This window comes from Streptococcus sanguinis (assembly GCF_050234405.1).
GTDB lineage: Bacteria > Bacillota > Bacilli > Lactobacillales > Streptococcaceae > Streptococcus > Streptococcus sanguinis_W.
This window is the reverse complement of sequence record NZ_CP092117.1, coordinates 1,104,674-1,125,017: the sequence shown is the minus strand read 5'-3', so window position 1 is coordinate 1,125,017 and position 20,344 is coordinate 1,104,674. Positions and strand designations below refer to the sequence as shown.

The 20,344-nt window shown below is 38.8% G+C and carries 19 protein-coding genes, 1 tRNA gene and 1 CRISPR repeat array (1 of these 21 only partly in view); of the genes, 2 read left to right on the top strand and 18 right to left on the bottom strand.

Annotation, left to right across the window (positions count from 1 at the left end):
- Positions 1–467: direct repeats of the CRISPR family, unit length 36 nt; unit sequence GTTTTGGAACCATTCGAAACAACACAGCTCTAAAAC; it reaches 494 nt to the left of the window's first position.
- A gap of 91 nt (positions 468–558) precedes the next feature.
- The 11 genes from csn2 to MFP28_RS05630 form a co-directional block, all read right to left on the bottom strand.
- Complete coding sequence (csn2, locus tag MFP28_RS05680) at positions 559–1,221, bottom strand: type II-A CRISPR-associated protein Csn2 (RefSeq protein ID WP_002906460.1); 663 nt, start codon at positions 1,219–1,221, stop codon at positions 559–561.
- Positions 1,211–1,555, bottom strand: a complete 345-nt coding sequence (gene cas2, locus MFP28_RS05675) for a CRISPR-associated endonuclease Cas2 (protein WP_002906458.1) — start codon at positions 1,553–1,555, stop codon at positions 1,211–1,213. Before cas2 ends, csn2 begins: the two co-directional genes overlap by 11 nt.
- Positions 1,552–2,418 carry a type II CRISPR-associated endonuclease Cas1 gene (gene cas1 / locus MFP28_RS05670; RefSeq protein ID WP_002906456.1) on the bottom strand — a complete coding sequence of 289 codons (867 nt, stop codon included), beginning with the start codon at positions 2,416–2,418 and terminating at the stop codon, positions 1,552–1,554. The genes cas2 and cas1 overlap by 4 nt, the downstream gene beginning before the upstream one ends.
- Positions 2,418–6,551, bottom strand: coding sequence for a type II CRISPR RNA-guided endonuclease Cas9 (cas9, locus tag MFP28_RS05665; RefSeq protein WP_002906454.1), 4,134 nt, complete (start codon positions 6,549–6,551; stop codon positions 2,418–2,420). The genes cas1 and cas9 overlap by 1 nt, the downstream gene beginning before the upstream one ends.
- 309 nt (positions 6,552–6,860) lie before the next feature.
- Positions 6,861–6,932: transfer RNA gene (locus MFP28_RS05660), tRNA-Arg, on the bottom strand.
- Positions 6,933–6,972: 40 nt separating this feature from the next.
- Entirely contained in the window at positions 6,973–7,320 is a 348-nt protein-coding gene (rplS, locus tag MFP28_RS05655; protein WP_009660455.1) for a 50S ribosomal protein L19, read from the bottom strand.
- Between the two features lie 118 nt (positions 7,321–7,438).
- Positions 7,439–7,765, bottom strand: a complete 327-nt coding sequence (crcB, locus tag MFP28_RS05650; RefSeq protein ID WP_002906450.1) for a fluoride efflux transporter CrcB — start codon at positions 7,763–7,765, stop codon at positions 7,439–7,441.
- Positions 7,762–8,136, bottom strand: coding sequence for a fluoride efflux transporter CrcB (gene crcB / locus MFP28_RS05645; protein ID WP_002906448.1), 375 nt, complete (start codon positions 8,134–8,136; stop codon positions 7,762–7,764). The genes crcB (MFP28_RS05650) and crcB (MFP28_RS05645) overlap by 4 nt, the downstream gene beginning before the upstream one ends.
- Positions 8,136–8,399 carry a chorismate mutase gene (locus MFP28_RS05640; RefSeq protein WP_002906446.1) on the bottom strand — a complete coding sequence of 88 codons (264 nt, stop codon included), beginning with the start codon at positions 8,397–8,399 and terminating at the stop codon, positions 8,136–8,138. The genes crcB (MFP28_RS05645) and MFP28_RS05640 overlap by 1 nt, the downstream gene beginning before the upstream one ends.
- Before the next feature lie 273 nt (positions 8,400–8,672).
- A complete protein-coding gene (sufB, locus tag MFP28_RS05635) occupies positions 8,673–10,055 on the bottom strand; it encodes a Fe-S cluster assembly protein SufB (RefSeq protein ID WP_002906444.1) in 1,383 nt (460 codons plus the stop codon).
- 124 nt (positions 10,056–10,179) lie between these two features.
- On the bottom strand, positions 10,180–10,620 hold the full coding sequence (locus tag MFP28_RS05630) for a flavodoxin (RefSeq protein ID WP_002906443.1): 441 nt from the start codon (positions 10,618–10,620) through the stop codon (positions 10,180–10,182).
- A gap of 105 nt (positions 10,621–10,725) precedes the next feature.
- On the opposite strand from MFP28_RS05630, the gene MFP28_RS05625 reads away from it, so the two are divergent.
- Together MFP28_RS05625 and MFP28_RS05620 are read left to right on the top strand one after the other, a co-directional pair.
- Positions 10,726–11,661, top strand: a complete 936-nt coding sequence (locus MFP28_RS05625) for a DHH family phosphoesterase (protein WP_002906441.1) — start codon at positions 10,726–10,728, stop codon at positions 11,659–11,661.
- A 107-nt stretch (positions 11,662–11,768) separates the two neighbouring features.
- Positions 11,769–12,011 carry a type B 50S ribosomal protein L31 gene (locus MFP28_RS05620; RefSeq protein ID WP_002895374.1) on the top strand — a complete coding sequence of 81 codons (243 nt, stop codon included), beginning with the start codon at positions 11,769–11,771 and terminating at the stop codon, positions 12,009–12,011.
- Between the two features lie 209 nt (positions 12,012–12,220).
- Here the strand turns inward: MFP28_RS05620 and MFP28_RS05615 are convergent, their stop codons facing one another.
- From MFP28_RS05615 to MFP28_RS05585, 7 genes are all read right to left on the bottom strand, one after another.
- Positions 12,221–14,134, bottom strand: a complete 1,914-nt coding sequence (locus MFP28_RS05615) for a hypothetical protein (protein ID WP_002906440.1) — start codon at positions 14,132–14,134, stop codon at positions 12,221–12,223.
- A gap of 703 nt (positions 14,135–14,837) precedes the next feature.
- Positions 14,838–15,128 carry a cupin domain-containing protein gene (locus MFP28_RS05610; protein WP_002906439.1) on the bottom strand — a complete coding sequence of 97 codons (291 nt, stop codon included), beginning with the start codon at positions 15,126–15,128 and terminating at the stop codon, positions 14,838–14,840.
- 29 nt (positions 15,129–15,157) lie between these two features.
- Positions 15,158–15,952 carry an LD-carboxypeptidase LdcB/DacB gene (ldcB, locus tag MFP28_RS05605; RefSeq protein ID WP_398578186.1) on the bottom strand — a complete coding sequence of 265 codons (795 nt, stop codon included), beginning with the start codon at positions 15,950–15,952 and terminating at the stop codon, positions 15,158–15,160.
- A 4-nt stretch (positions 15,953–15,956) separates the two neighbouring features.
- The gene (locus MFP28_RS05600; RefSeq protein WP_002906437.1) at positions 15,957–17,684 is read right to left on the bottom strand and encodes a TcaA second domain-containing protein; all 1,728 of its coding nucleotides are present in this window, start codon (positions 17,682–17,684) and stop codon (positions 15,957–15,959) included.
- A 16-nt stretch (positions 17,685–17,700) separates the two neighbouring features.
- On the bottom strand, positions 17,701–18,738 hold the full coding sequence (locus MFP28_RS05595; protein WP_002906436.1) for a DUF6574 domain-containing protein: 1,038 nt from the start codon (positions 18,736–18,738) through the stop codon (positions 17,701–17,703).
- Between the two features lie 98 nt (positions 18,739–18,836).
- Entirely contained in the window at positions 18,837–19,133 is a 297-nt protein-coding gene (locus MFP28_RS05590; protein ID WP_002906435.1) for a rhodanese-like domain-containing protein, read from the bottom strand.
- 11 nt (positions 19,134–19,144) lie between these two features.
- Positions 19,145–20,107, bottom strand: coding sequence for a zinc-binding alcohol dehydrogenase family protein (locus MFP28_RS05585; RefSeq protein ID WP_002906434.1), 963 nt, complete (start codon positions 20,105–20,107; stop codon positions 19,145–19,147).
- Between the last annotated feature and the right edge of the window lie 237 nt (positions 20,108–20,344).

Below are 20,344 nucleotides of genomic sequence, written 5' to 3'. Positions count from 1 at the left end.
AAAACTCACTAATCTACATCTCTTTTTTTCAAAAAGTTTTGGAACCATTCGAAACAACACAGCTCTAAAACTGCGGAGCATAACCATTAGTCCCCCATATAGTTTTGGAACCATTCGAAACAACACAGCTCTAAAACGTGTCTCTGGTATGAAAGCTGTCTTGAACTGTTTTGGAACCATTCGAAACAACACAGCTCTAAAACTTATTGACGCACTTCCTCAGCTTATTGAAGGTTTTGGAACCATTCGAAACAACACAGCTCTAAAACAAAAACCTATAAAACTTCAAACACTTTAAAGTTTTGGAACCATTCGAAACAACACAGCTCTAAAACAAAACAGCTGTATATGACGATTCAAAGCTTGTTTTGGAACCATTCGAAACAACACAGCTCTAAAACTTGTCTTGGCTCGTTTATGATGAAGATTTTGTTTTGGAACCATTCGAAACAACACAGCTCTAAAACCTCGTAGAAAAATTTTTCTCACGAAATTTCGTAATCGCGCTATTCGTCCCAGCTAGACTTCAGCTCGCCAGATTCCAATTGTTACTCTTAATTATACCATATTTTCAGGGTTCAAGAAATAGTCTTGATCAAGCACATATTGCGGAAAATCATAGACTTTCCGAGGTTCGACAAATAAGACCCTTAGTTGATTGAGTTGGATATACTCTATCAGATTTCCTAACTCATCCTTTGATAGATAGGCGGTCACATTGATGAAAACAAGGAGTTTCTTTTTTGAAAGATATTTAAAAACTTGGACAATTTCTAGCATCTTTTCAAAAGGTGTGTCACTCAGAGTTTCAACTTTGACTCCTAGCGCATCGATCAACTCTAGAATGGTGATTTCATCGTACTCTAGATCCAATTCATTTTCCAAACACTCAAACCCCAGCAGTTCTGTAATCGCAACTAACAACTTTTCGATTTTTGACTTTACTTCTGGTTTATCATTTAGTTGATTTTCCAGATCGGTATGTATCAGTTTGAGCATGGGTGGAGAGTTGAGATTGTAACCCAAAATATCTGTAATCAGAAGCAGCTCTGATTCTTTTAAAGCTTTTAAATGAGTGTCAAATAATTTCAGCTCTCCTTCATCAGAATATTGGTACAATTGCTTGACGATCTTTGAAAAGGTAAACTGATCTTCAAGCACCAAAAAGGTTGCATTTTGAATATCTATCGGTTCATCTAGTACCGGAAAATTAATGTTCATCTATAGGCTCTTCTCCTAGAAAGACTAACCGAGCATCAGAGTTTGCTACGCTGGTATCGTGCTCACCATTTAAGTATATCATCCGAGAAAACTGTTTTTCCGTAACTGTTAAGAGAGTGATGTTTCCCTTTTTGGGATTTCGAGTCTTGAGTCGCTCAATCATGGCATTATTAGCAGAGTTGTTGAGCAAGAGTTTGCTATAGATGGAGAATTGGTGCATGATAAACCCCTCATCTATGAGGAACTTCCGGAATTTCCGATAGGCCTTGCGTTCCTCTGCAGTATCAACAGGCATATCAAACATTAAAATCATACGCATATATCGATAACTCATATCCTAAACTCAGGAACTCCTTTCTCTGGTTGATTGAGAGCTTGGATGACTTTCTTAGTATAGTCACTGACGATATTGGTCAGATACATATCCTTTCCATTGTAGTGGAAGGTGTCTGAGAAAATAGTGAAAAGTTCTCGTTTGATTTTGACAAAAGAACTGTTTCGATTTTCATAGACAATTCTGTCAATAATCGGACGGAAAGGCTCCATAATATCACTAGCTAGGTTGAATTGATTAAACTGATTGGCATGTTTCAAGCCGAACTGGGTCATGCAACCCGACAAAACAATCTCACGCGCAAACATACTTAAAATCAAGGTGTAGCCGTAGTCTAAGGCCGCATTGACATCATTATCTTGCTCACGACTAAAATCATTCCCAAATAAGGTGTTGAAATAAATACGAGCTGCGTGTCCCTCACGGTTACTAGGATCAAATAAATCCAACCTATGATAGAGATCGATGACGGACTGGCTCTTTTCCAGAAAACCACAACTTCCCAGATAAAAAGCTTGATTGAGAATTTTTTGTGCAATAATGGTAGTCCAAACTTGTGCTTTAGCTTCCTCGTTCCATGTGATTTGCCGAGAGAGTTGCAAACTGGAATCGTGTCGACCATAGTAAGGCATTAAGTATGCCGTTGGCAAGCGTTTATCATCACAAAAGATGACCAGAATATTTTCATCCACCAAGCGTTTAATTAGCATAGTGGAGAGAACGATATCTGTCGTCTCCAAAAGTAGGATGTCCACCTCGGACAGATGAATCAACTCTGTCCGAGAGGCATCTTTAAAAATCAAGTGGTTGTTCTTGTAGGAGAGCTTAGAGTGCGTATTGACTACAATGGTTCTCCATCCCATTAGTCTTCTCCCAGTTTGCTTAAGTCAATCCGAGTCTCATAGAGACCAGTAATGGATTGATGGATGAGGGTAGTATCTAAAAATTGTGAATTGGGCTTATACCTTACACTTGACTGACTAATTTCAACACCAAGGAATTTAAAAGCTCCAGGAGCTCCAAATGAGGTGAGTTTCAAAAGCGAGATAAAGGATTCGCTTAACTGATAAATATCTTTATCGGCTTGATCAAACGCTTGTTGTAATAACAATTCAACATTTGGCTTTTGGATATATTTTTTAGATAAAGAAATGATTGTTGTTAATAATTCTTTAAATTCATTTTGATGTGCTTCAACATACTGTTTATGAATTGGTTCACTAATTTTATTAATTCGCTGTGCGTGGTAAAGTAAAGCAGTGAGGTGATAAGGTAAAATTAATTCATTCCCCTTTTGCAACTCAATAGAGCTTGCTAATAATCTTCGCTGTCCATCATTGAACTCAAAGAGACTATACTTAGGTAGTTTTATAATAAGATTAGAATTGATATTTTTATAACCACACTCTTCAAGGTAGGTAACTGGGTTTGATTCAAATTTCTTTTTATCTTGAATGGTTATTCCAACTATCTCTTTAATCCTCTTTAACTTTTTAGCCTTTCCTTTTCCTTTTTCAATATCTGCTATAACAAGGACTGAATAAGCGATTGTAGGTCTTGCGTAGCCGCCATATTTCTCAGGTGATAAACTGGATTTGATAGGGATTAGTTTACTTGCATCAACTACTTTTTTCTTGGACACGATATTGTTATCAAACAAACCACCATTTTGTCCGACGGTTTGTTCTTCTGTCTTCTTCACAATATTCACCTGCGGAAGTGAAAGAACTTTTTTGATTGTGGCAAAGTCTTTTTCTTTATTCCAAGCGATTTCTCCTGTGTCATTAGAATACTCAATATTCTCTCTTTTTTTAATCGTTCCGTCAGCGTAGCGCACCTTTTCTTTGAAGAAATTCAATAAGTTTGAGTAGAAAAAATATTTTTCAGTTGCTTTATCAATAGTATTAGAAGCTTTTGATTTTAAGATGTATCTTTTAAGATCATATTTCTGATAGTCACCATAGACAAATTCAGGCTCAAGTTTAGGATATTTTTTAAGGATAGCCTTTGCAACCACTGCATTCAAGTAGGCATCGTGAGCGTGGTGGTAGTCGTTGATTTCCCGCACTTTGTATAAACCAAATTCTTTACGGAAGTTTGAAACAAGGTTGGATTTCAATGTAATAATTTTGACAGTACGAATTTTCTGGTTCTCCTCATTCACTTCTGTATTGAAGCGGGTATCCAAAAGCTGAGCGACATGTTTTGTGATTTGTCGTGTTTCAACCAACTGACGTTTGATAAATCCAACTTTATCACGCTCATCTAGTCCACCACGTTTAGCCTTAGTTAAATTGTTAAATTTACGCTCTGAAATCAATTTGGAATCCAATAATTGTTGCCAAAAAGCTTTTCTTTTTTGAACAACTTCTATACTTGGAACATTATCTGATTTACCTCGATTATCTTTGGAGCTGGTTAGGACACGGTTATCGAGAGAATCGTCCTTTATAAAAGCCTGTGGAATGATGTGGTCAATGTCATAGTTGCTTAGTTGGTTGATATCAATAGCTTTTCCAGTGTACATATCCTTTCCATTTTGAAGATAGTAAAGGAAGAGACGATCATTTTGCAATTGAATATTATCTGTAGGATTTTCTTTTAAAATATTTGAATCAAGTCCAGGTGCTAGATTTTTTAGTGCATCTTCAATGCGCTTATATCTTTGTTGGGAATTCTTTTTCCCTTTAGCAGTTGTCTGATTTTCTCGTGCCATTTCAATTACAATGGACTCTGGATTGTGCCCCATAACCTTAACAAGTTCATCAACAATCTTGATACTTTGTAAAATTCCTTTTTTGATAGCAGGACTACCTGGGATTTCTTGGACAACTTGCTTCACATCATCTGTCTTGCCAACTACTTGTGCTTTTTGGATAATTTCTTTGAAGGAAAGTCCGTCATCGTTGATTAACTGCATAAAGTTACGATTGCAATCTCCATCATCAATCAAGTATTCAAGGATCGTTTTGCCAGTTTGTTTATCACGGATGCCGTTAATGAGCTTGGCAGAGAGTTTTCCCCAACCAGTATAATGTCGACGAGTCAATGCCTTGATTACTTTCTCATCAAAGAGAGTGTCATATTGAGCAAGGCGTTGCTTAATCATTTCTCGATCTTCAAAGATTGTGAGAGTATGGATAATATTTTCAAGAATCTCTCCATTTTTAGGATTATCCATAAATTCTTTATCCTTGATTATTTTAAGTAAATCATGATAAGTAGAAAGACTAGCGTTAAATTGTTTTTCAATTCCTTTTAGTTCGATTCCATCGTAGCCATCAACATTATGTAGATAATGAATGATGTCTTTTTCAGTTACTTTTCTTTTATCTTTGAATAATTGATTGACAATTTGCTTCTTCTGCCCACTATCAAGGAATTGATAGTCTCTCAATCCTTCTGCAATAAATTTTACTTTTGTTAATTCATTATAGACAGCAAATGTTTCATACAACAGACTATGCTTGGGCAAAACTTTTTCTTCTGGGAGATACAAGTCATAGTTAGTCATCTTATTGATGAAGTCTTCTGCAGAGCTTGCTTTATCAACAACTTCTTCAAAATTCCAAGGTCGGATTGCTTGGTCAGAATTTCGAGTTAGCCAAGCAAAATCACGATTGCCACGAGCCAAAGGGCCAACGTAGTAAGGAATACGGAAGGCCAAGATTTTCTCAATCTTTTCTCTGTTTTCCTTCAGAAATAGATAATGTTCTCCTTGACGACGGAGAATGGCATTCATCTCTTGAAGATGAATTTGGTGAGGAATAGAACCATTATCAAAGGTGCGTTGTTTTCTCAAAAAATCTTCGCGTTCAATTTTATTAAGGAAATAATCTGCTCCTTCTAATTTAGAGAGAAGATTTTTGATATATTTGTAAAATGCTTCTTGAGTGGTCTTGCCATCGATAAACCCAGCATATCCATCTTTAGATTGGTCAGAAAAAACTTCAGCATATTTTTCTGAAAGATTATTTTTGATGAATTGTTTTAAAGCTGCTAAATCTTCTTGGTGGTTTTCATAGCGCTCAATCATAGATGCTGATAGTGGAGCCTTGGTTGAAGGATCTGTGACAGTTAAGATTCCTGATAGAAGAATGGCGTCATAAAGTTTTTTAGCAACTAGGAAAAGGTCTGCAAAACCATCTCCAATTTGTCCGAGTAAGTTTTCCAAATCCTCATCATAGGTATCTTTAGAGAATTGTAGTGGAGCTTTTTCTTCTAAGTCAAAATGTTTTTTAAAATCAGCCTGATTTCCTACAATTAACTTGAGAAATTCTGAAAAGAGACCAGTGGATTTTTCATCAGAAAAGAGTTTTAGAACGCGTTCTCTCTTTGTAGATTTACTAATTTTATCAGTAAAAATTGCTTCTACTTGTGCGTTTTGTCCACTAAGTGAACTTCCTTCAAAGGTGTTGTCGTAAATGCTTATAAATTCATTAAAAATTTTTTGGATATCATTGTTTTTAATATCGAAAGATTCTTCATATAAAAAATGTCCGCGGTATTTAATCATATGAGCTAATGCCAAATAGATTAAGCGCAAGTCAGTTTTTTCTTTTGAGTCCGCCAGGTGTTTTCTCAAATGATAGATAGTCGGGAATTTCTTATGATATTCTTTTTCTTCTTCCAAGGTAGCAAAAATAGGGTATTTACTTCCTCTCTTATCCTCAGGAACTAAAAAGGAGTCATCTAAACGATGGAAGAAACTACTATCCAACTTGCTTATTTCCTCAGAAAAGATTTCTTGAAGATAGCGAAGACGATTTTTTCGACGGGTATAGCGACGGCGCGATGTTCGTTTTAGACGTCTATCTTCAGCAGTAGTCCCTTCATCAAATAATAAAGCTCCAATTAGATTTTTCTTGATAAAGTGTTTATCAGTATTGCCCAGAACTTTCATCTTTTTCGATGGCACCTTATAGTCATCCGTAATGACGGCCCATCCGACGCTGTTAGTTCCGATATCGAGTCCTATTGAATATGGTTTCTTCATAAAAAATCCCCTTTTATAAATTTGTTTTTTATGTCAATATTTTAACACAAAAATGTTTACATTTAAAGAAAAATATTATATAATTACTTTGTTGGAACTATTCGAAACAACACAGCAAGTTAAAATAAGGCAGTGGTACTTAAGCCCAGTTCGTATTCAACTTGAAAAAGTGTGCACCGATTCGGTGCTTTTTTATTTTCTATACTAACCGTATTGTACTCCTATTTCCTAAAAAAACAATTTATTTTATAGATTTTTTATTTAAACATAGAAAAAAACTACGTTTGACAACGTAGTTTTTCATATCCATGTCCCCTGCCGGAATCGAACCAGCAACTACTCCTTAGGAGGGAGTTGTTATATCCATTGAACTAAGGGGACTTAGAGAAAAACTCTGCCCAACGACAGAGTCTTTCTAAGATTAACGGCGAATTTCTTTGATACGTGCTGCCTTACCTTGCAATGCACGAAGGTAGTACAATTTAGCACGACGGACTTTACCGTAACGAACGACTTCAATCTTGTCAACACGTGGAGTGTGGATTGGGAAAGTACGTTCAACACCGATACCGTTAGAGATTTTACGAACGGTGTAAGTTTCTGAGATACCAGCACCTTTACGAGCGATAACCACACCTTCAAAGATCTGGATACGTTCACGAGTTCCTTCGACAACTTTCGCGTGAACGCGGACAGTGTCACCAGGACGGAATGCAGGGATGTCAGTACGAAGTTGACCTTCAGTCAAACTTTGGATTAATGGATTCATTTTTTCTACTCCTATCTTACTAATCTTAAGATTCGAGACCACAGCGGATTAGTCGTTTTTTGTGCTTCCATTAGGCACAAACTATATTATATCAAAATTTCTAAAAATGTAAAGATGTTTAAATGAAAATTCCCAAAAGAATCGCTAAAAATCCGAGGATATAGGTCAAAGCCAAATAGAGAAGAAATTTCTTTCTCTCTGGAAAGAGAGCTGCCAACTCAGCATTCAAGGTGGAAAAAGTCGTCAAACCACCACAGAAGCCTGTTGCTAAAATCACATAAAGCTGCTTATCTTCTATATGATTATAAAAATATCCAATGAGAAAAGCACCTAGCAAGTTTGCCAATAAAGTCCCAATCGGCAGATATGCTCTGCTATTGACCTTGGAGAAAACATAACGCACAAGAGAACCAGCGCCGCAGCAGATTAGTATCGCCCACATCATGGCTTCACCTGCTTTCCAGCCCATAGGGCGATTGCAAGGCCACCACCTACACTTAAGACTAGATAGATAAGAAGCTCCATATAGCGCCCTGAATCTGCTAGTTTGATACTGTCTAGCAGAAGACCAGAAAAAGTCGTCAAACCTCCGCAAAAACCGGTCGAAAGTGCTAAAAGCAGACGCTGGGACTTAACTTTACTGCTAAGATAGCCCTTGATAATATAGAGCAGCAAAAAAGTTCCCAAATAATTGACCAATAAGGCAGCCAGCGGAAATGGATCAGCAAAAACTGATAAGAGAGCTACTTGGTAACGTAGCCAACCGCCTGCCATTGCAGATAAAGCCACAGCTATCGAGTTCTGTACTTCTTTCATTAGATTTTTTTATTCTGAAATTCACGCGAGCGTTTTAAAATGTCAGAAAAGGTCGCAACAACAGTTTCCTTATAGTCTTTGTTTTCAACCTTATCCGCCACTCTGGCAAAAATCACATCTTCTCTCTTGCTATCCAAGACAGCTGCGCCTGTTAATTTTTTTAAAGCTACGACTTGGCCAACCAGATTCATGCGTTGCTCCAACAGGGCAACGATTGCATCATCAACTTGATCGATTTCCTGTCTGATTTCTTCTAACGTCATCTGCTTCCTCCTTGTATTCTATCTATCATATCAAAATATAGTAAAATTTTCTAGTTCAATTCTAAATAAAAAGGTCTCAAGGACCTCGGATTAAGGGGGACTTGAAAAGGCGAGCCCCTATCTACAGATTAAAAAGGATCCCCGAACCTTATTAAAGAGCACTCGCTCAACCGAGTCCTTATCCACAACCTAAAACAGTCCCCCGGACATTATTAAAGGGAACTCGCTTTTGCGAGTTCTCATCAGCAGATTAAAAAGGTCCAGTGGACCTTTTTAACCAACTGAGCCTTCCATACTCATGTTGATGAGTTGGTTGAGCTCGACGGCGTATTCCATTGGAAGTTCTTTGGTAATGGGTTCCATAAATCCATTGATAATCATAGCTGTGGCTTCTTCTTCACTGATGCCGCGACTCATCAGATAGTAGAGCTGATCCTCAGACACTTTGGAAACCTTGGCTTCATGCTCTAGCGCGACATTTGAATTATGGATTTCATTAAAAGGAATAGTATCAGAACTGGACTCGCCATCCATCAGAATGGTATCGCACTCGATATGAGATTTGGAGCCTGCACTATTCTTACCAAAGCGAACCTGACCACGATAGTCTGTCTTACCGCCATCCTTGGCCACTGATTTAGAAATCAAGGTACTGGAAGTCTTGGGTGCATTATGAAATACCTTACAGCCCGCATCTAAGTGCTGACCATAGTTGGCAAAAGACATTGATAGAACAGAAGTTCTTGCATTGCGACCGTTAAGAATGCTACACGGATATTTCATATTGACCTTACTGCCTAAGTTCCCATCAATCCACTCTAAGGTGCCACCCTCTTCAACAACCCCTCGCTCCGTTACAAGATTATAGACATTGTCCGACCAGTTTTGAATGGTCGTATAGCGGAAAAAGGCATCCTTTTTGACAATGATTTCGACATTTGCAGCATGAAGACTATTGCTTGTGTAAGTCGGTGCTGTACAGCCCTCGATATACTGGATAGAGCCCCCCTCCTCGATAATCATCAAGGAGCGCTCAAACTGGCCGGCATTTTCACCATTGATTCGAAAATAGGTCTGAACAGGAACTTGGCACTGGACGTTCTTAGGCACATAGATAAAGGTTCCGCCGGACCAAACCGCACTATTAAGCGCAGAAAATTTATGCTCAGCATTTGAAATCACAGTACCAAAATACTGCTTGACCAAGTCCGGATATTCCTGAACAGCCGTATCCGTATCAGTGAAAATAATCCCCAGCTTGGCAAACTCTTCCTTCATATTGTGATAAACCACTTCAGATTCATACTGAGCCACAGCTCCAGATAGAAAGCGCTTCTCAGCTTCTGGAATTCCCAAGCGGTCGAAGGTTTTCTTAATCTCTTCTGGGACTTCATCCCAACTGCGAGCCCGATCTCCGCTTAGCTTCTGGTAGTAGATAACATCATCAAAGCGAATCCCTGACAAATCAGGGCCAAAGTCGGGCATCGGCAGCTTATGAAAGAGTTCCAAGGAGCGCAGACGATAGTCCAGCATCCACTGGGGCTCATTCTTGATTTCTGAGATTTCTCGAACTACTTCTTCTGTCAGTCCTTTACCAGTCGAAAAGAGCGGCTTGACATCATCATGAAAGCCAAAGGCATAGTCGCGTTCTTTCATAGGAACTCCTCCTTTATCTGACGGATAGCGCTTACTTACATTATACTCCTAATCATGAGAATTGTCAGAAAATAACATTTTCGCAAAACAAAAACGACCGCAGCCGTTTCCTCTATTTATCACTTTAAACTTTATTAACCAAGCCTTCTGCAAAAGCTTCCAAGCGCGCAATATCATCATCTTCTGCAGATAGGTCTACTTTAACGCTTTCTGCACCTTTCTCCGCTCCTGTAGCAGCAAAGGCAGCATCAAAGTCATCAACAGCTTTGCAGAATTCGTCATAGAAAGTATCGCCTGAACCGACCACTCCGTAGACCTTGCCAGACAAATCCAATCCGGACAAGTCTTCGTAGAAGTCCATCATCTCATCAGGTAGCTCACCATCACCATAGGTATAGGTCGCTACAATCGCAATATCTGCTTCCAAGAAATCTTCTGCATCGACAGTGGTGCACTCGTCCACTTCAACTTCTACATCCAGGTCTCTTAGCTTATCCGCCACAATATCAGCAATTTCCTCGGTGTTTCCAGTCATGCTGGCAAATACAATTTTCGCTAAGGTCATAGTTTCCTCCAAATTCTAATCTGCTCTCATTATATCATATCTTTTTTATTTTAAAAATAAAAACTCTTATGCTACAATGGGTAAAGAAAGTTGACGAGGTTATTTATGACTCTTTATCATGATATTTTAAGTAAGATCAAAGAATACGATACTATTATTATCCATCGCCATATGCGGCCAGATCCTGATGCTCTTGGCAGTCAGGTCGGACTGCAAAAGCTGCTTCAGTACCATTTTCCAGAAAAAACAATCAAAACAACAGGCTACAATGAGCCCAATCTCATGTGGTTGGCGCAAATGGACCAAGTTACAGACGAAGAATACCAAGAGGCCTTAGTTATCGTCTGTGACACCGCTAATACAGCTCGCATTGATGATCAACGCTACACAACAGGCGACTTCCTCATCAAAATCGATCATCATCCTGATGATGAGGTTTACGGAGATATTTCTCTAGTTGATACAAGCTCTAGCAGTGCCAGTGAAATGATTGCTCTCTTTGCCTTTGAAAATAACTTAGACTTGAGCAAGGAAGCTGCAGAACTCCTCTATGCTGGTATCATCGGTGACACTGGTCGCTTCCTTTATCCTTCCACTAGCGCCCGCACATTCGAAGTAGCTGCCAAGCTGCGTCAATATGATTTCGACTTATCAGCCTTGTCTCGCAAAATGGACTCTATCAGCCACCAAGTCGCTAAACTGCAAGGCTATGTCTATGAGCAATTGGAAATAGATGAAAATGGTACTGCGCGGGTCATTCTGCCTCAGGAAGTTTTACAAGCCTATCAATTGACCGATGCTGATACTGCGGCCATTGTCGGGGCACCTGGACGAATTGAAGAAGTCGGTCTGTGGGCTATTTTTGTTGAGCAGCCTGAAGGTCACTACCGTGTCCGCATGCGTAGCAAGGTTATTCCTATCAACGGTATTGCTAAAAATCATCATGGTGGAGGACACCCACTAGCCAGCGGAGCCAATGCATTTTCAAAAGAAGAAATAGAGCAAATCTACACCGAGATGAAAGAATTGGCAAAAAAGTAAGAAATTAGTCTAAAAGTCTTGTCAAATCAATCAGAATTTGATAAACTATCAAAGTAACTAATCTATGGCTCGCAAAGAGACCATGGCAGAAAGGAAATTTTTGTAAAATGAGAAAAGATATTCATCCAGAATACCGCCCAGTTGTCTTCATGGACACTTCTACCGGCTACCAGTTCCTTAGTGGTTCAACTAAGCGTTCAAACGAAACAGTTGAGTTCGAAGGGGAAACTTACCCATTGATCCGTGTAGAAATTTCATCAGACTCACACCCATTCTACACTGGACGTCAAAAGTTCACTCAAGCAGATGGACGTGTGGATCGTTTCAACAAAAAATACGGTCTCAAATAATCATAAGCACCAATCGGTGCTTTTTTTGTACTCAAAAGTTTCTTTTCGCCTTTTTAAGCTTTAAAATCTGTTCACAACCGCCACTTTTGCTTCCGAGTTAATACAACAAAAAAACTCCAAAAGTCAGACGATTAAAATCTAACTTTTGGAGTGTGCTTTATATGCAACCAAAGATTAAGAGCACAGATATTTAAGAATACAATTCCTTATTATTTATAGCTGTAAGCCCAGTAGTAAACACCATTTCCGTCTACAACTGTCGCTACTGCCCCTTCAGTTACGTTAGGATCAAGAAGCAATTCTCTCAGACCGCTGTTAGCCCATTTCTTAACGACAACAGATGGATCTTCATCACGACGTCCAACAAAGCCTGAGCTATCGTATTGACGTGAGATTTCATTTACTTTTGGAAGTGCTTGATTTTGATAAATGTCTTCTGACCATGTCAACTCTTTCAAGCCTTGAGCTTTACGCTCTTCATTGATTTTAGCGAAAGCTTCTTTAGCTTTTGAAACATAGTCATAGTTTGTATCGTTTGTTGCTTCAACACGGTAAACAAACTTAACATAACCAAATTCTACATCACTGTATTTCTTATCCTCAACACCACTCTTAAGGTTTGCGATCAAGACATAATCCTTAGCATATGGGTTTTCTTTAGTATTTTCAAAGATTTCTGGATCTTCGATTTCCCATTCAACCTTGGCATCCCATCCTGCGTTATCAAGGAACTTAGGATTCATCTTTTCGATAACGTAGTTCTTGAACTCTTCAACGTTCTTGAATGGCAGCGGTTGACCTGCTTTAGCAGTTGTCACTAGGTTAGTGGAGTACAATTTCACGCTAGAGTTTTTATCACTGTACATGTATTCATCATCAGCAGTGTTTTCGTGAAGTTTTGGATCAACACCTGGATCGTTTGGATCTGTCATACCTTGCAGTTTCCATTTTTGTCCAATCCACTTCCAGTATGCTGAATAACCTGTACGCTCTGTGTTAGATGGTACATAATAGTAGTGTGTACTACCATCGAAGTAGTAATTTTTATCATTCTCAAGGGCTTTATCACCTGGTTTTCCTGGTGGGTAAACCAATTTTGGAGTTTGTCCATTTGGTGCCCACGCCAAATGCTCAAGACCTTCTGCAGGTTTTTCAACGTATGACGGGATTTGATCTTCACTTGGTTTATCAGTCGTTACCAAACCAGGAGTTTCTGGCACAGCAGGTGTTGTTGGAGTTTCTGGTTTTGGTTCTGCTGGTTGCTCTGGTTTCGGAGCAAATGGATCAAACTCACCTTCTGCACCGTTAATTGGAGGATTTTCTGGCAAATCAACACTTGGTACCTCAGGTTTTGGTTCTGCTGGAGTTGTTGGTTGTTCCGGTCTATCATTTGGAGCTGGAGTTGGTTGCTCTGGTTCCGCTGGTGTCGGAGTTGGAACCTCTGGTTTTGGTTCTTCCGGCTGGCTTGGAGTTGTTGGATTAGTTGAGTTATCAGCAGAATCCTTAACAAACACCCACTTACCATTTTGATAGTAGTAATAGTCGCCATTATCTAATACATAGTAATGATAACCATTTTCATAACGATAATGCGGATCGTTTTCCAAGTTGTTATTGGATGTGCTGTTATTGTTAGTATTTGTCAATGGTTTCCACTCACCATCACGATAGATGCGGTAAGAACCATCCGTCATACGGTAGTAATGGTTACCATTCCAGTAAATGTAGTTTTCATCGTTTGCAAGATTGTTGTAATTATTCCAACCATTATAGCCGTAGTTGTTGCTATAGTTGTAATTCCAGTTGTTATAGCCTGGATAATAGTTATTGTAACCATAGTTGTAATTATAGCCATTGTAGCCGTAGTTATAGCTATAATTGTAGTTATTGTAACCATAGTTATAATTGTTGTAACGGTAGTTGCGGTTGTTACGGTAATTATAGTTGTTATAACCATAATTATAATTGTTATAGCCGCCATTCCAGTAATTATAGCCTGGTTGATAGTAATTATAACCATAACCATAATCTTGAGCCTGAACATTATTCACAAGAGCAATTGCTGGAATAATAGCCGCAGCTGCTACAACAGATCTTGATAAGAGTCTGAAACGATTGTTCATATTAATTAAACCTCCAAAGTGACCAACATCACTTCATATTTTTGTGGGGGGGAATTTATCTTTTGTGCACAACTTCATAAAAAAGAATTTTACGAAAATACAGCCAGCTGACAGTTGACTTCTCCATCAATATCAAACGCAAAAAACGAATCACTAGTTAGTGAATCCACCTTGTTAAAGGTTGCACATAAATGTTTTTATAGCATTTGATTTAGAAACAAAGAAGTCAATATGCTTGAAAATACTTTTTTATGCATATCTCACCCTCGAGATGAATTATAGCACAAGAAATTTTTGAATGCAAGCATTTTAGTTAACAAGGTGTAAATTATTTTTATGGGTAATTTTTTATAGTTCGTATTTTTGTTTCATTTTCTATTTTTTATCTATAAAAATCATTAAAATCTTCTCATTTACGAACTAAAAAAATATAAAAATGTTTATAATTTGGTTTACACTGTGTAAATTATTTTTATTACTTATTTATAAAAACTCCTCACCCTATCATTCCGATTTTTTATTTAAGTTTATTTTAAGCTTATATTAAGCCTTTTTTAAGCTAAACTTAAGTTTGTTTTAAGAATCAAAGAATCTGTTTATAAATTTCTTGATTGTGGGTTTTTATTTATATAAATGAATAAGTTTTAAAAAGTAGTAAAAAATACTAGAAGCATTTATTTCAGCTTCTAGTATTTTGAATTTATTAATATTTTAGTTGTTTGATAACCAAGAGGTGGCTATCTTCCTCACCGACCAAGCTATGTGGCTCATTGGGCTCCATCGTTAAAAAGGAACCTGCAACTAGCCGTACGGTTTGTTCTCCGGCAGAAAAGCTTACATTTCCTGATAAACAAACAACTGTTACTAGTGCATCAGCACTGTGCTCTGGTACTTCTTTTCCTTTAGCAAGATGCAGATGATGGATGATTCTGCCTTCTTCTTGCACAGGTGTTTCTGCAAAATCATTATTGGGATTGGTAACAAAAAATTTCATTTTCTTCCTCCTTCTAATGGATGATGTGACTACTGATCTTCATAGCCTCCACCAGTAATGCCGAAATATTCTTCTAAAGATTTGCCTGATTGAGCAATTTCCTTGGCTTCTTGACCAATATAGCGCAGATGCCAGCTTTCAGGCATATAGCCAGTTGAACCTTCCTTACCCTCTAGATAGCGAACGATAAAACCGTATTTATAGGCATTATCTAGAAGCCATTGACTTGCTCCAGCTTCTTGTACGAGATTGCCATTCTTGTCAATCAAGTCAAATGCCAAACCAGTCTGGTGCTCGCTGTAGCCTGGTCGAGCTGAATAGCGGTCTGCAGCTGCCTTACCATCCTGATTGACATAGTTTTGATAGAGCTCGGTTTGAGTATCATAGCTGCGGAAACCACTGTATTGGTCGCTAATGGCATAGCCTTGTGCCCGCATGTCTGCAATCAGTTTGAGCAATTCTGCTTTAGCAGTCGCATTCTCACCTGGGTTATAGGAAGCAGACAAAGGGTAGTGTTTGTTGACAACAAGAATCTCATCATATTTCCCTTTGACACTGTAGTAGCTTCCATTATAAGAAACATTTTGATCAAGAGTTTTGGCCTCGTGATTTTGCTCCTTTTTAGTATCAGTGCTATCTGAAGATGGTGTCATATCTTGGCTAGAATTTTTGTCTTTTTCAGCATCTTGTTTCTTAACTGTACTAGTTGAGCTAGCCGCTTGTTTATCAGAGCTATCTCCAGTAGTGTCTTTACCAGACGAACACGCGCCTAGAACAAGAACAGATGCTGCAAGAAAAATTAGTTTACTGTATTTCATTGTCATAATATCAACCTTCTGAAACTTCAAGATTATAGATTACAAAAGAATCCCCGCTAGGTTTCAAGTAATAAGTCTTATTTTTACGATTTACACTATTTGGAGTGTTATCGACATAGTGGACTGTGTAGTCCTCATATGTTGTCACGATATAGGAACCATTTTCTTCCTTGATTTCGCGGATATCCAAAGCTCCTGGCTCATAATAGTTAATTTTCGCTTTCTTAACACCACCAGTGGTCCACTCAACCATTTCTCGATATACTGCACTAGAGGTATCGTAGTATTGAGAATAGTTGTTGCTTCTGTTAGAAACTGAGCTGAAAACAGCACTGCGGTAGTCATTAAGGAAAGTAGAGACTTTTGCTTTTTGAGCCTCAACCTTTTTCGCTTCTTCGTTCTTTTCTATAATCTTAGAAACTACTTCCTTAGGAAGCGATAATTTCACATTAGTAGTATCATCTTCCACAATCACTGTCTCTTTATTGGTAGTAAAGGTAGTATCAGAGATAGTAAACTTAGCATAAATTTCAAGCTCTTGATAAGGAACAAGCTGCAACTCAGGGGTCAAACTGCTACCACTTTCTTTACCATTAACAACGATTTTAATATCTGTTGCTTTTGAAGTTTCAGAAGGCATCGTAATTTTTAGCTGTTTCTTTTCAGATTTGAGATCCAGTTTGATTTCATTATCTTTAGCCGTAGCTAAATCAAGCTGAACCTTACTTTCTACATCTCCAACATCCGTCTTACCTTTTAGTGTAAGGTCTTGTTTGATGAAGTGATATTCACCCAATTCAGTGTCTGTATTTTTCTTAAGAGTAATAGTTTTTTTCTCACCAGGTTTAATGGTAGCATTATCCAAATTTGTATTGACTTTAACTTTGACTGGATAGGAAACCATTTGATATTCCTGGAAAATACCAAATTTCTTACTCTTTTCAGTAACACCTAAAATCTTATTATTGTTGTCATCAATATAAGCAGATTTGCCATTTGACTCAACAATATTATCTAGCTCAGTTTCGAGATTAATTTCCTGGCTCTCTAGGTGCTCAACTAAAGCTCTTGCTTCAGCACGCGTCCACTTATCGGATTGAGTAGAAAGAAGACTTGCCACTTCATCAAAGTCTTTACTAGAGACGGCTTTTGCAAAATGGTCTGTGACCACTTTAACTCCAGTTATAGAATTTAAATAGAAGAAAGCCCCAATCAAAGCAGCAACTAAAAGGGTTGGCCCTCCAATCATGATTGCTTGCTTCTTTGATATTCCCTTTTTTGCCTTTTTTACTGGTTTCTGTGGCAATTGCGAATCGAGCAGTTCAGACCGAATAGGCAAGTTAGAGAATCCTTGACTCTTAGCTTCTGCAAATTCTTCTTTGGTAGGTTTTCGACCAATATTATTTTCAAAAGCTTGCAGCCAATTCTTACGAAGCTCTTCATATTGACTAGATTCAAATGCGCCTTGCTTCTCATCTTGAGAAGAGGGTTGAACCGATTCTTCTGTGACAGAATCTTCAGAAGGTGTCTCCTGAACAATATCTTGATTATCAGAAGCTTCATCAGTAGTATTTTCTACTGATGAAGTATCTGTGGTTGCTTCCCCTGCTTCGCCTGCAATCTCCTTAATCTTTTTTGGATCAAAGTTAGATTGTTTGCCGGCTTGGAACTCACTTGCAGTTGGTTTTCGACCAATTACTTTTTCAAAGAGATCAACCCATTTTTCTTTTGTTGCCATAAATCTCCTCCAATTATTACATCATTATGATACTAGCTAGTAGAGAAAAAGCGATGAAAGAGAAGATAATTGTAATCACACCATTGATAATAATGGCCAATAGATATTTATAAAAAGGATCCATAGAGTTGTTTGTCTTGGAATAAATCAAAGCAAAGGTAGCTCCAACTCCAATCAACAAGAGTCCAATCCATGTGAAGAACAGAGATAAATGAATAACACCCAACAGAGCAAACAGAGCTGAAGCAGCAATAAATGGAAGAACAATGGCATAAAGTCGACCATACCAATCAAAAGCCTTATTAAAGGTAAAACTTCTATCTTGGTAGACCAAACGCTTCACAACAAAACCACCTAATATAATAGAGAAAAGGAAGAGAGCCGCTGCTATCAGAGAAACAAAGAAGACTTTGAAATTAAAAGTCGGTCCATTATACATACCAAAACTCATGATACCAATGGTACTGAAAATATTGTAGTTTGCAACAATAGCAAAAAAGAACGCTGTCAAACCTAGAGAAAGGTAACCATTCACCTTACTGCTCTCAACTTCAGATGTCGGTGATTTCCAAGCTGAAACGAGCCAAGCCCAGAAACCTTTCATTGTTTTAGAAAACTCGCTGGGTTGAGGAGGTTGCTGACTGTAATAAGCCTGTGGTCCTTGTTGAGGTATTTGTGAATTGAACTGTCCTTGCTGCTGGTTGTTCTGATAAGCTTGTGGACCAGAAGACTGAGGCTGTCCAGCAAAGGGACTTGCTTGCTGAAATCCTTGTTGCTGATAAGCTTGTCCCTGATTTGCAAATTGATTTGGATTTGCTTGTTGCTGAGGAACTTCTTGATATTGTTGAGAAGCCTGCTGAGCAAAAGGCTGTTGGAAGTTTTGCGGCTGTTCAAAGCTTGATGAAGCCGGACTAGCTTCACTAGAGGCTTGCTCCGCACTTACCTGTTCAGCTTCCACAAATTCCCCGGCAGCCAATGCTTGGGCAATTTCTTCCTCTGTAGCCGAGCGTCCATTAACGGCCTCAAAATATTCAAGCCAATCTTCTTTTGACATAGATTTTCTCCTATCCTTAATTTATTATACTACTATAGTATACAAAAAAAGGGCCGGAAATTCAATCTATTCCGGCATTTGCTCTTCTTAATCGCTTGTCATATCGTCAATTTAGCAGGAAAAGCTTCCACTCCTCCTTCGACATTGATTACTTGGTAACCCTTAGCTTCCAAAAATTCGCAGGCACGCGCTGAGCGTCCGCCTTTTTGGCAGATGATATGGTAGGGGATTTGTTTATCTAATTTTCTATAATTTTCAGGCAAGGTGCTGAGAGGCAGATTCTGAGCCCCAGAGATATGTCCAGCAGTAAATTCATCCACCTCGCGAACGTCAATCAACTGCAGTTCTTCTGCCTGTAATTTGTCATATAAATCTTTCGCACTAATTTTTTGCATTCTTTTTTCTCCTATTCATTCATAATCACGATTTTTCCAAAACCTGCCGTCCCCTCGACAAATGCATGAGCTTTGGGCACCTGCTCTAGGGAAAAGACACGCCTTGGTGTAACATTGACCTGATAGCGGTCAATATAGTCAAATAATTCATCCATCAAGTCTTGACTCACATGAGCAGAGTGAAAACTTGTCAGAAAACTGTTATTTCTAATTTCCTCAATTGGGTTGAAACCTGCCAGCTCCCATTGGCAACCCAAGAGGCCGGTCACACAGATAATCCCGCCCTCTGCGATATGGTCAAAAGAATCCTTGACAGTTGCTGGACCGACCAACTCAAGGATTTTATCAAACTTCTCCTCTGTTTCCAGTCGGCCATCCTGATCTATGATGATATCGTCGTAAGCTTGGTGTTTGAGTAGAAATTGTTTGGAACCGCTATTGACCGAACCAACGATATGTGTGTCTGGAAACTGTGCCTTGACCAGACGAGCAAAGGCCAAACCGACACCGCTAGTGGCAGCCCGAACCAAAATCTTGTCATTGGGCTCAATGCGCAGATTTTTCATAGAACCTAGGGCAGTATAATAGGTCTCTGGCACTGCAGCCAGCTCTGTCCAGGTCAGGTTGGTCTCGACTGTATAAATTTGGTCGTTCGGCAGGAGAACATACTCAGCATAAGAACCATCAAAAGCTCGCCCCATTTCGCCCATGATGGAAACCACTTTCTGGCCAATCTCTAAATCTGCTCGAGTCGTCTCGGCAACTTGGCCAACACACTCAATGCCTAAAATCCGAGGAAAGGTGACACTAGGCGATAAACCCTCACGAGTAAAAATCTCCGAGCGGTTAATCCCAAACCCTCTGATCTTGACCAAGGTCCAGCCCTCTTGAAGTTCTGGAATCGGTCTTTCTTCCAGAAGAAGCTTTTCTGGACCACCCGCTTCGTAAATGACTATAGCTTTCATCGTTTCCATAGAATCACCTCGCTTTCTACAAAGTTTAGCATTCTAAGCTTAGACTTATCAAAAAATCAGTCAGCTACTCCTGCAAGTTCTAATAGTTCTTTGAAAAACTCATCAGCCGACTGTTGGAGAATCTCCTGAGGGAAACCAAGTTGCTGGATACTTCCTTCATTCAAGATCAAGATAGAGGTACAGAGGTGCTAGCAAACGAGTGATACCAATCTGCTAGGTTTGACCACCCGAGAGAGA

Excerpts from the sequence above, each read along its gene's own strand:
- csn2 (WP_002906460.1), bottom strand. The coding sequence starts at position 1,221 with ATGAACATTAATTTTCCGGTACTAGATGAACCGATAGATATTCAAAAT.
- cas2 (WP_002906458.1), bottom strand. The coding sequence starts at position 1,555 with ATGAGTTATCGATATATGCGTATGATTTTAATGTTTGATATGCCTGTT.
- cas1 (WP_002906456.1), bottom strand. The coding sequence starts at position 2,418 with ATGGGATGGAGAACCATTGTAGTCAATACGCACTCTAAGCTCTCCTAC.
- cas9 (WP_002906454.1), bottom strand. The coding sequence starts at position 6,551 with ATGAAGAAACCATATTCAATAGGACTCGATATCGGAACTAACAGCGTC.
- rplS (WP_009660455.1), bottom strand. The coding sequence starts at position 7,320 with ATGAATCCATTAATCCAAAGTTTGACTGAAGGTCAACTTCGTACTGAC.
- crcB (WP_002906450.1), bottom strand. The coding sequence starts at position 7,765 with ATGATGTGGGCGATACTAATCTGCTGCGGCGCTGGTTCTCTTGTGCGT.
- crcB (WP_002906448.1), bottom strand. The coding sequence starts at position 8,136 with ATGAAAGAAGTACAGAACTCGATAGCTGTGGCTTTATCTGCAATGGCA.
- MFP28_RS05640 (WP_002906446.1), bottom strand. The coding sequence starts at position 8,399 with ATGACGTTAGAAGAAATCAGACAGGAAATCGATCAAGTTGATGATGCA.
- sufB (WP_002906444.1), bottom strand. The coding sequence starts at position 10,055 with ATGAAAGAACGCGACTATGCCTTTGGCTTTCATGATGATGTCAAGCCG.
- MFP28_RS05630 (WP_002906443.1), bottom strand. The coding sequence starts at position 10,620 with ATGACCTTAGCGAAAATTGTATTTGCCAGCATGACTGGAAACACCGAG.
- MFP28_RS05625 (WP_002906441.1), top strand. The coding sequence starts at position 10,726 with ATGACTCTTTATCATGATATTTTAAGTAAGATCAAAGAATACGATACT.
- MFP28_RS05620 (WP_002895374.1), top strand. The coding sequence starts at position 11,769 with ATGAGAAAAGATATTCATCCAGAATACCGCCCAGTTGTCTTCATGGAC.
- MFP28_RS05615 (WP_002906440.1), bottom strand. The coding sequence starts at position 14,134 with ATGAACAATCGTTTCAGACTCTTATCAAGATCTGTTGTAGCAGCTGCG.
- MFP28_RS05610 (WP_002906439.1), bottom strand. The coding sequence starts at position 15,128 with ATGAAATTTTTTGTTACCAATCCCAATAATGATTTTGCAGAAACACCT.
- ldcB (WP_398578186.1), bottom strand. The coding sequence starts at position 15,952 with ATGACAATGAAATACAGTAAACTAATTTTTCTTGCAGCATCTGTTCTT.
- MFP28_RS05600 (WP_002906437.1), bottom strand. The coding sequence starts at position 17,684 with ATGGCAACAAAAGAAAAATGGGTTGATCTCTTTGAAAAAGTAATTGGT.
- MFP28_RS05595 (WP_002906436.1), bottom strand. The coding sequence starts at position 18,738 with ATGTCAAAAGAAGATTGGCTTGAATATTTTGAGGCCGTTAATGGACGC.
- MFP28_RS05590 (WP_002906435.1), bottom strand. The coding sequence starts at position 19,133 with ATGCAAAAAATTAGTGCGAAAGATTTATATGACAAATTACAGGCAGAA.
- MFP28_RS05585 (WP_002906434.1), bottom strand. The coding sequence starts at position 20,107 with ATGGAAACGATGAAAGCTATAGTCATTTACGAAGCGGGTGGTCCAGAA.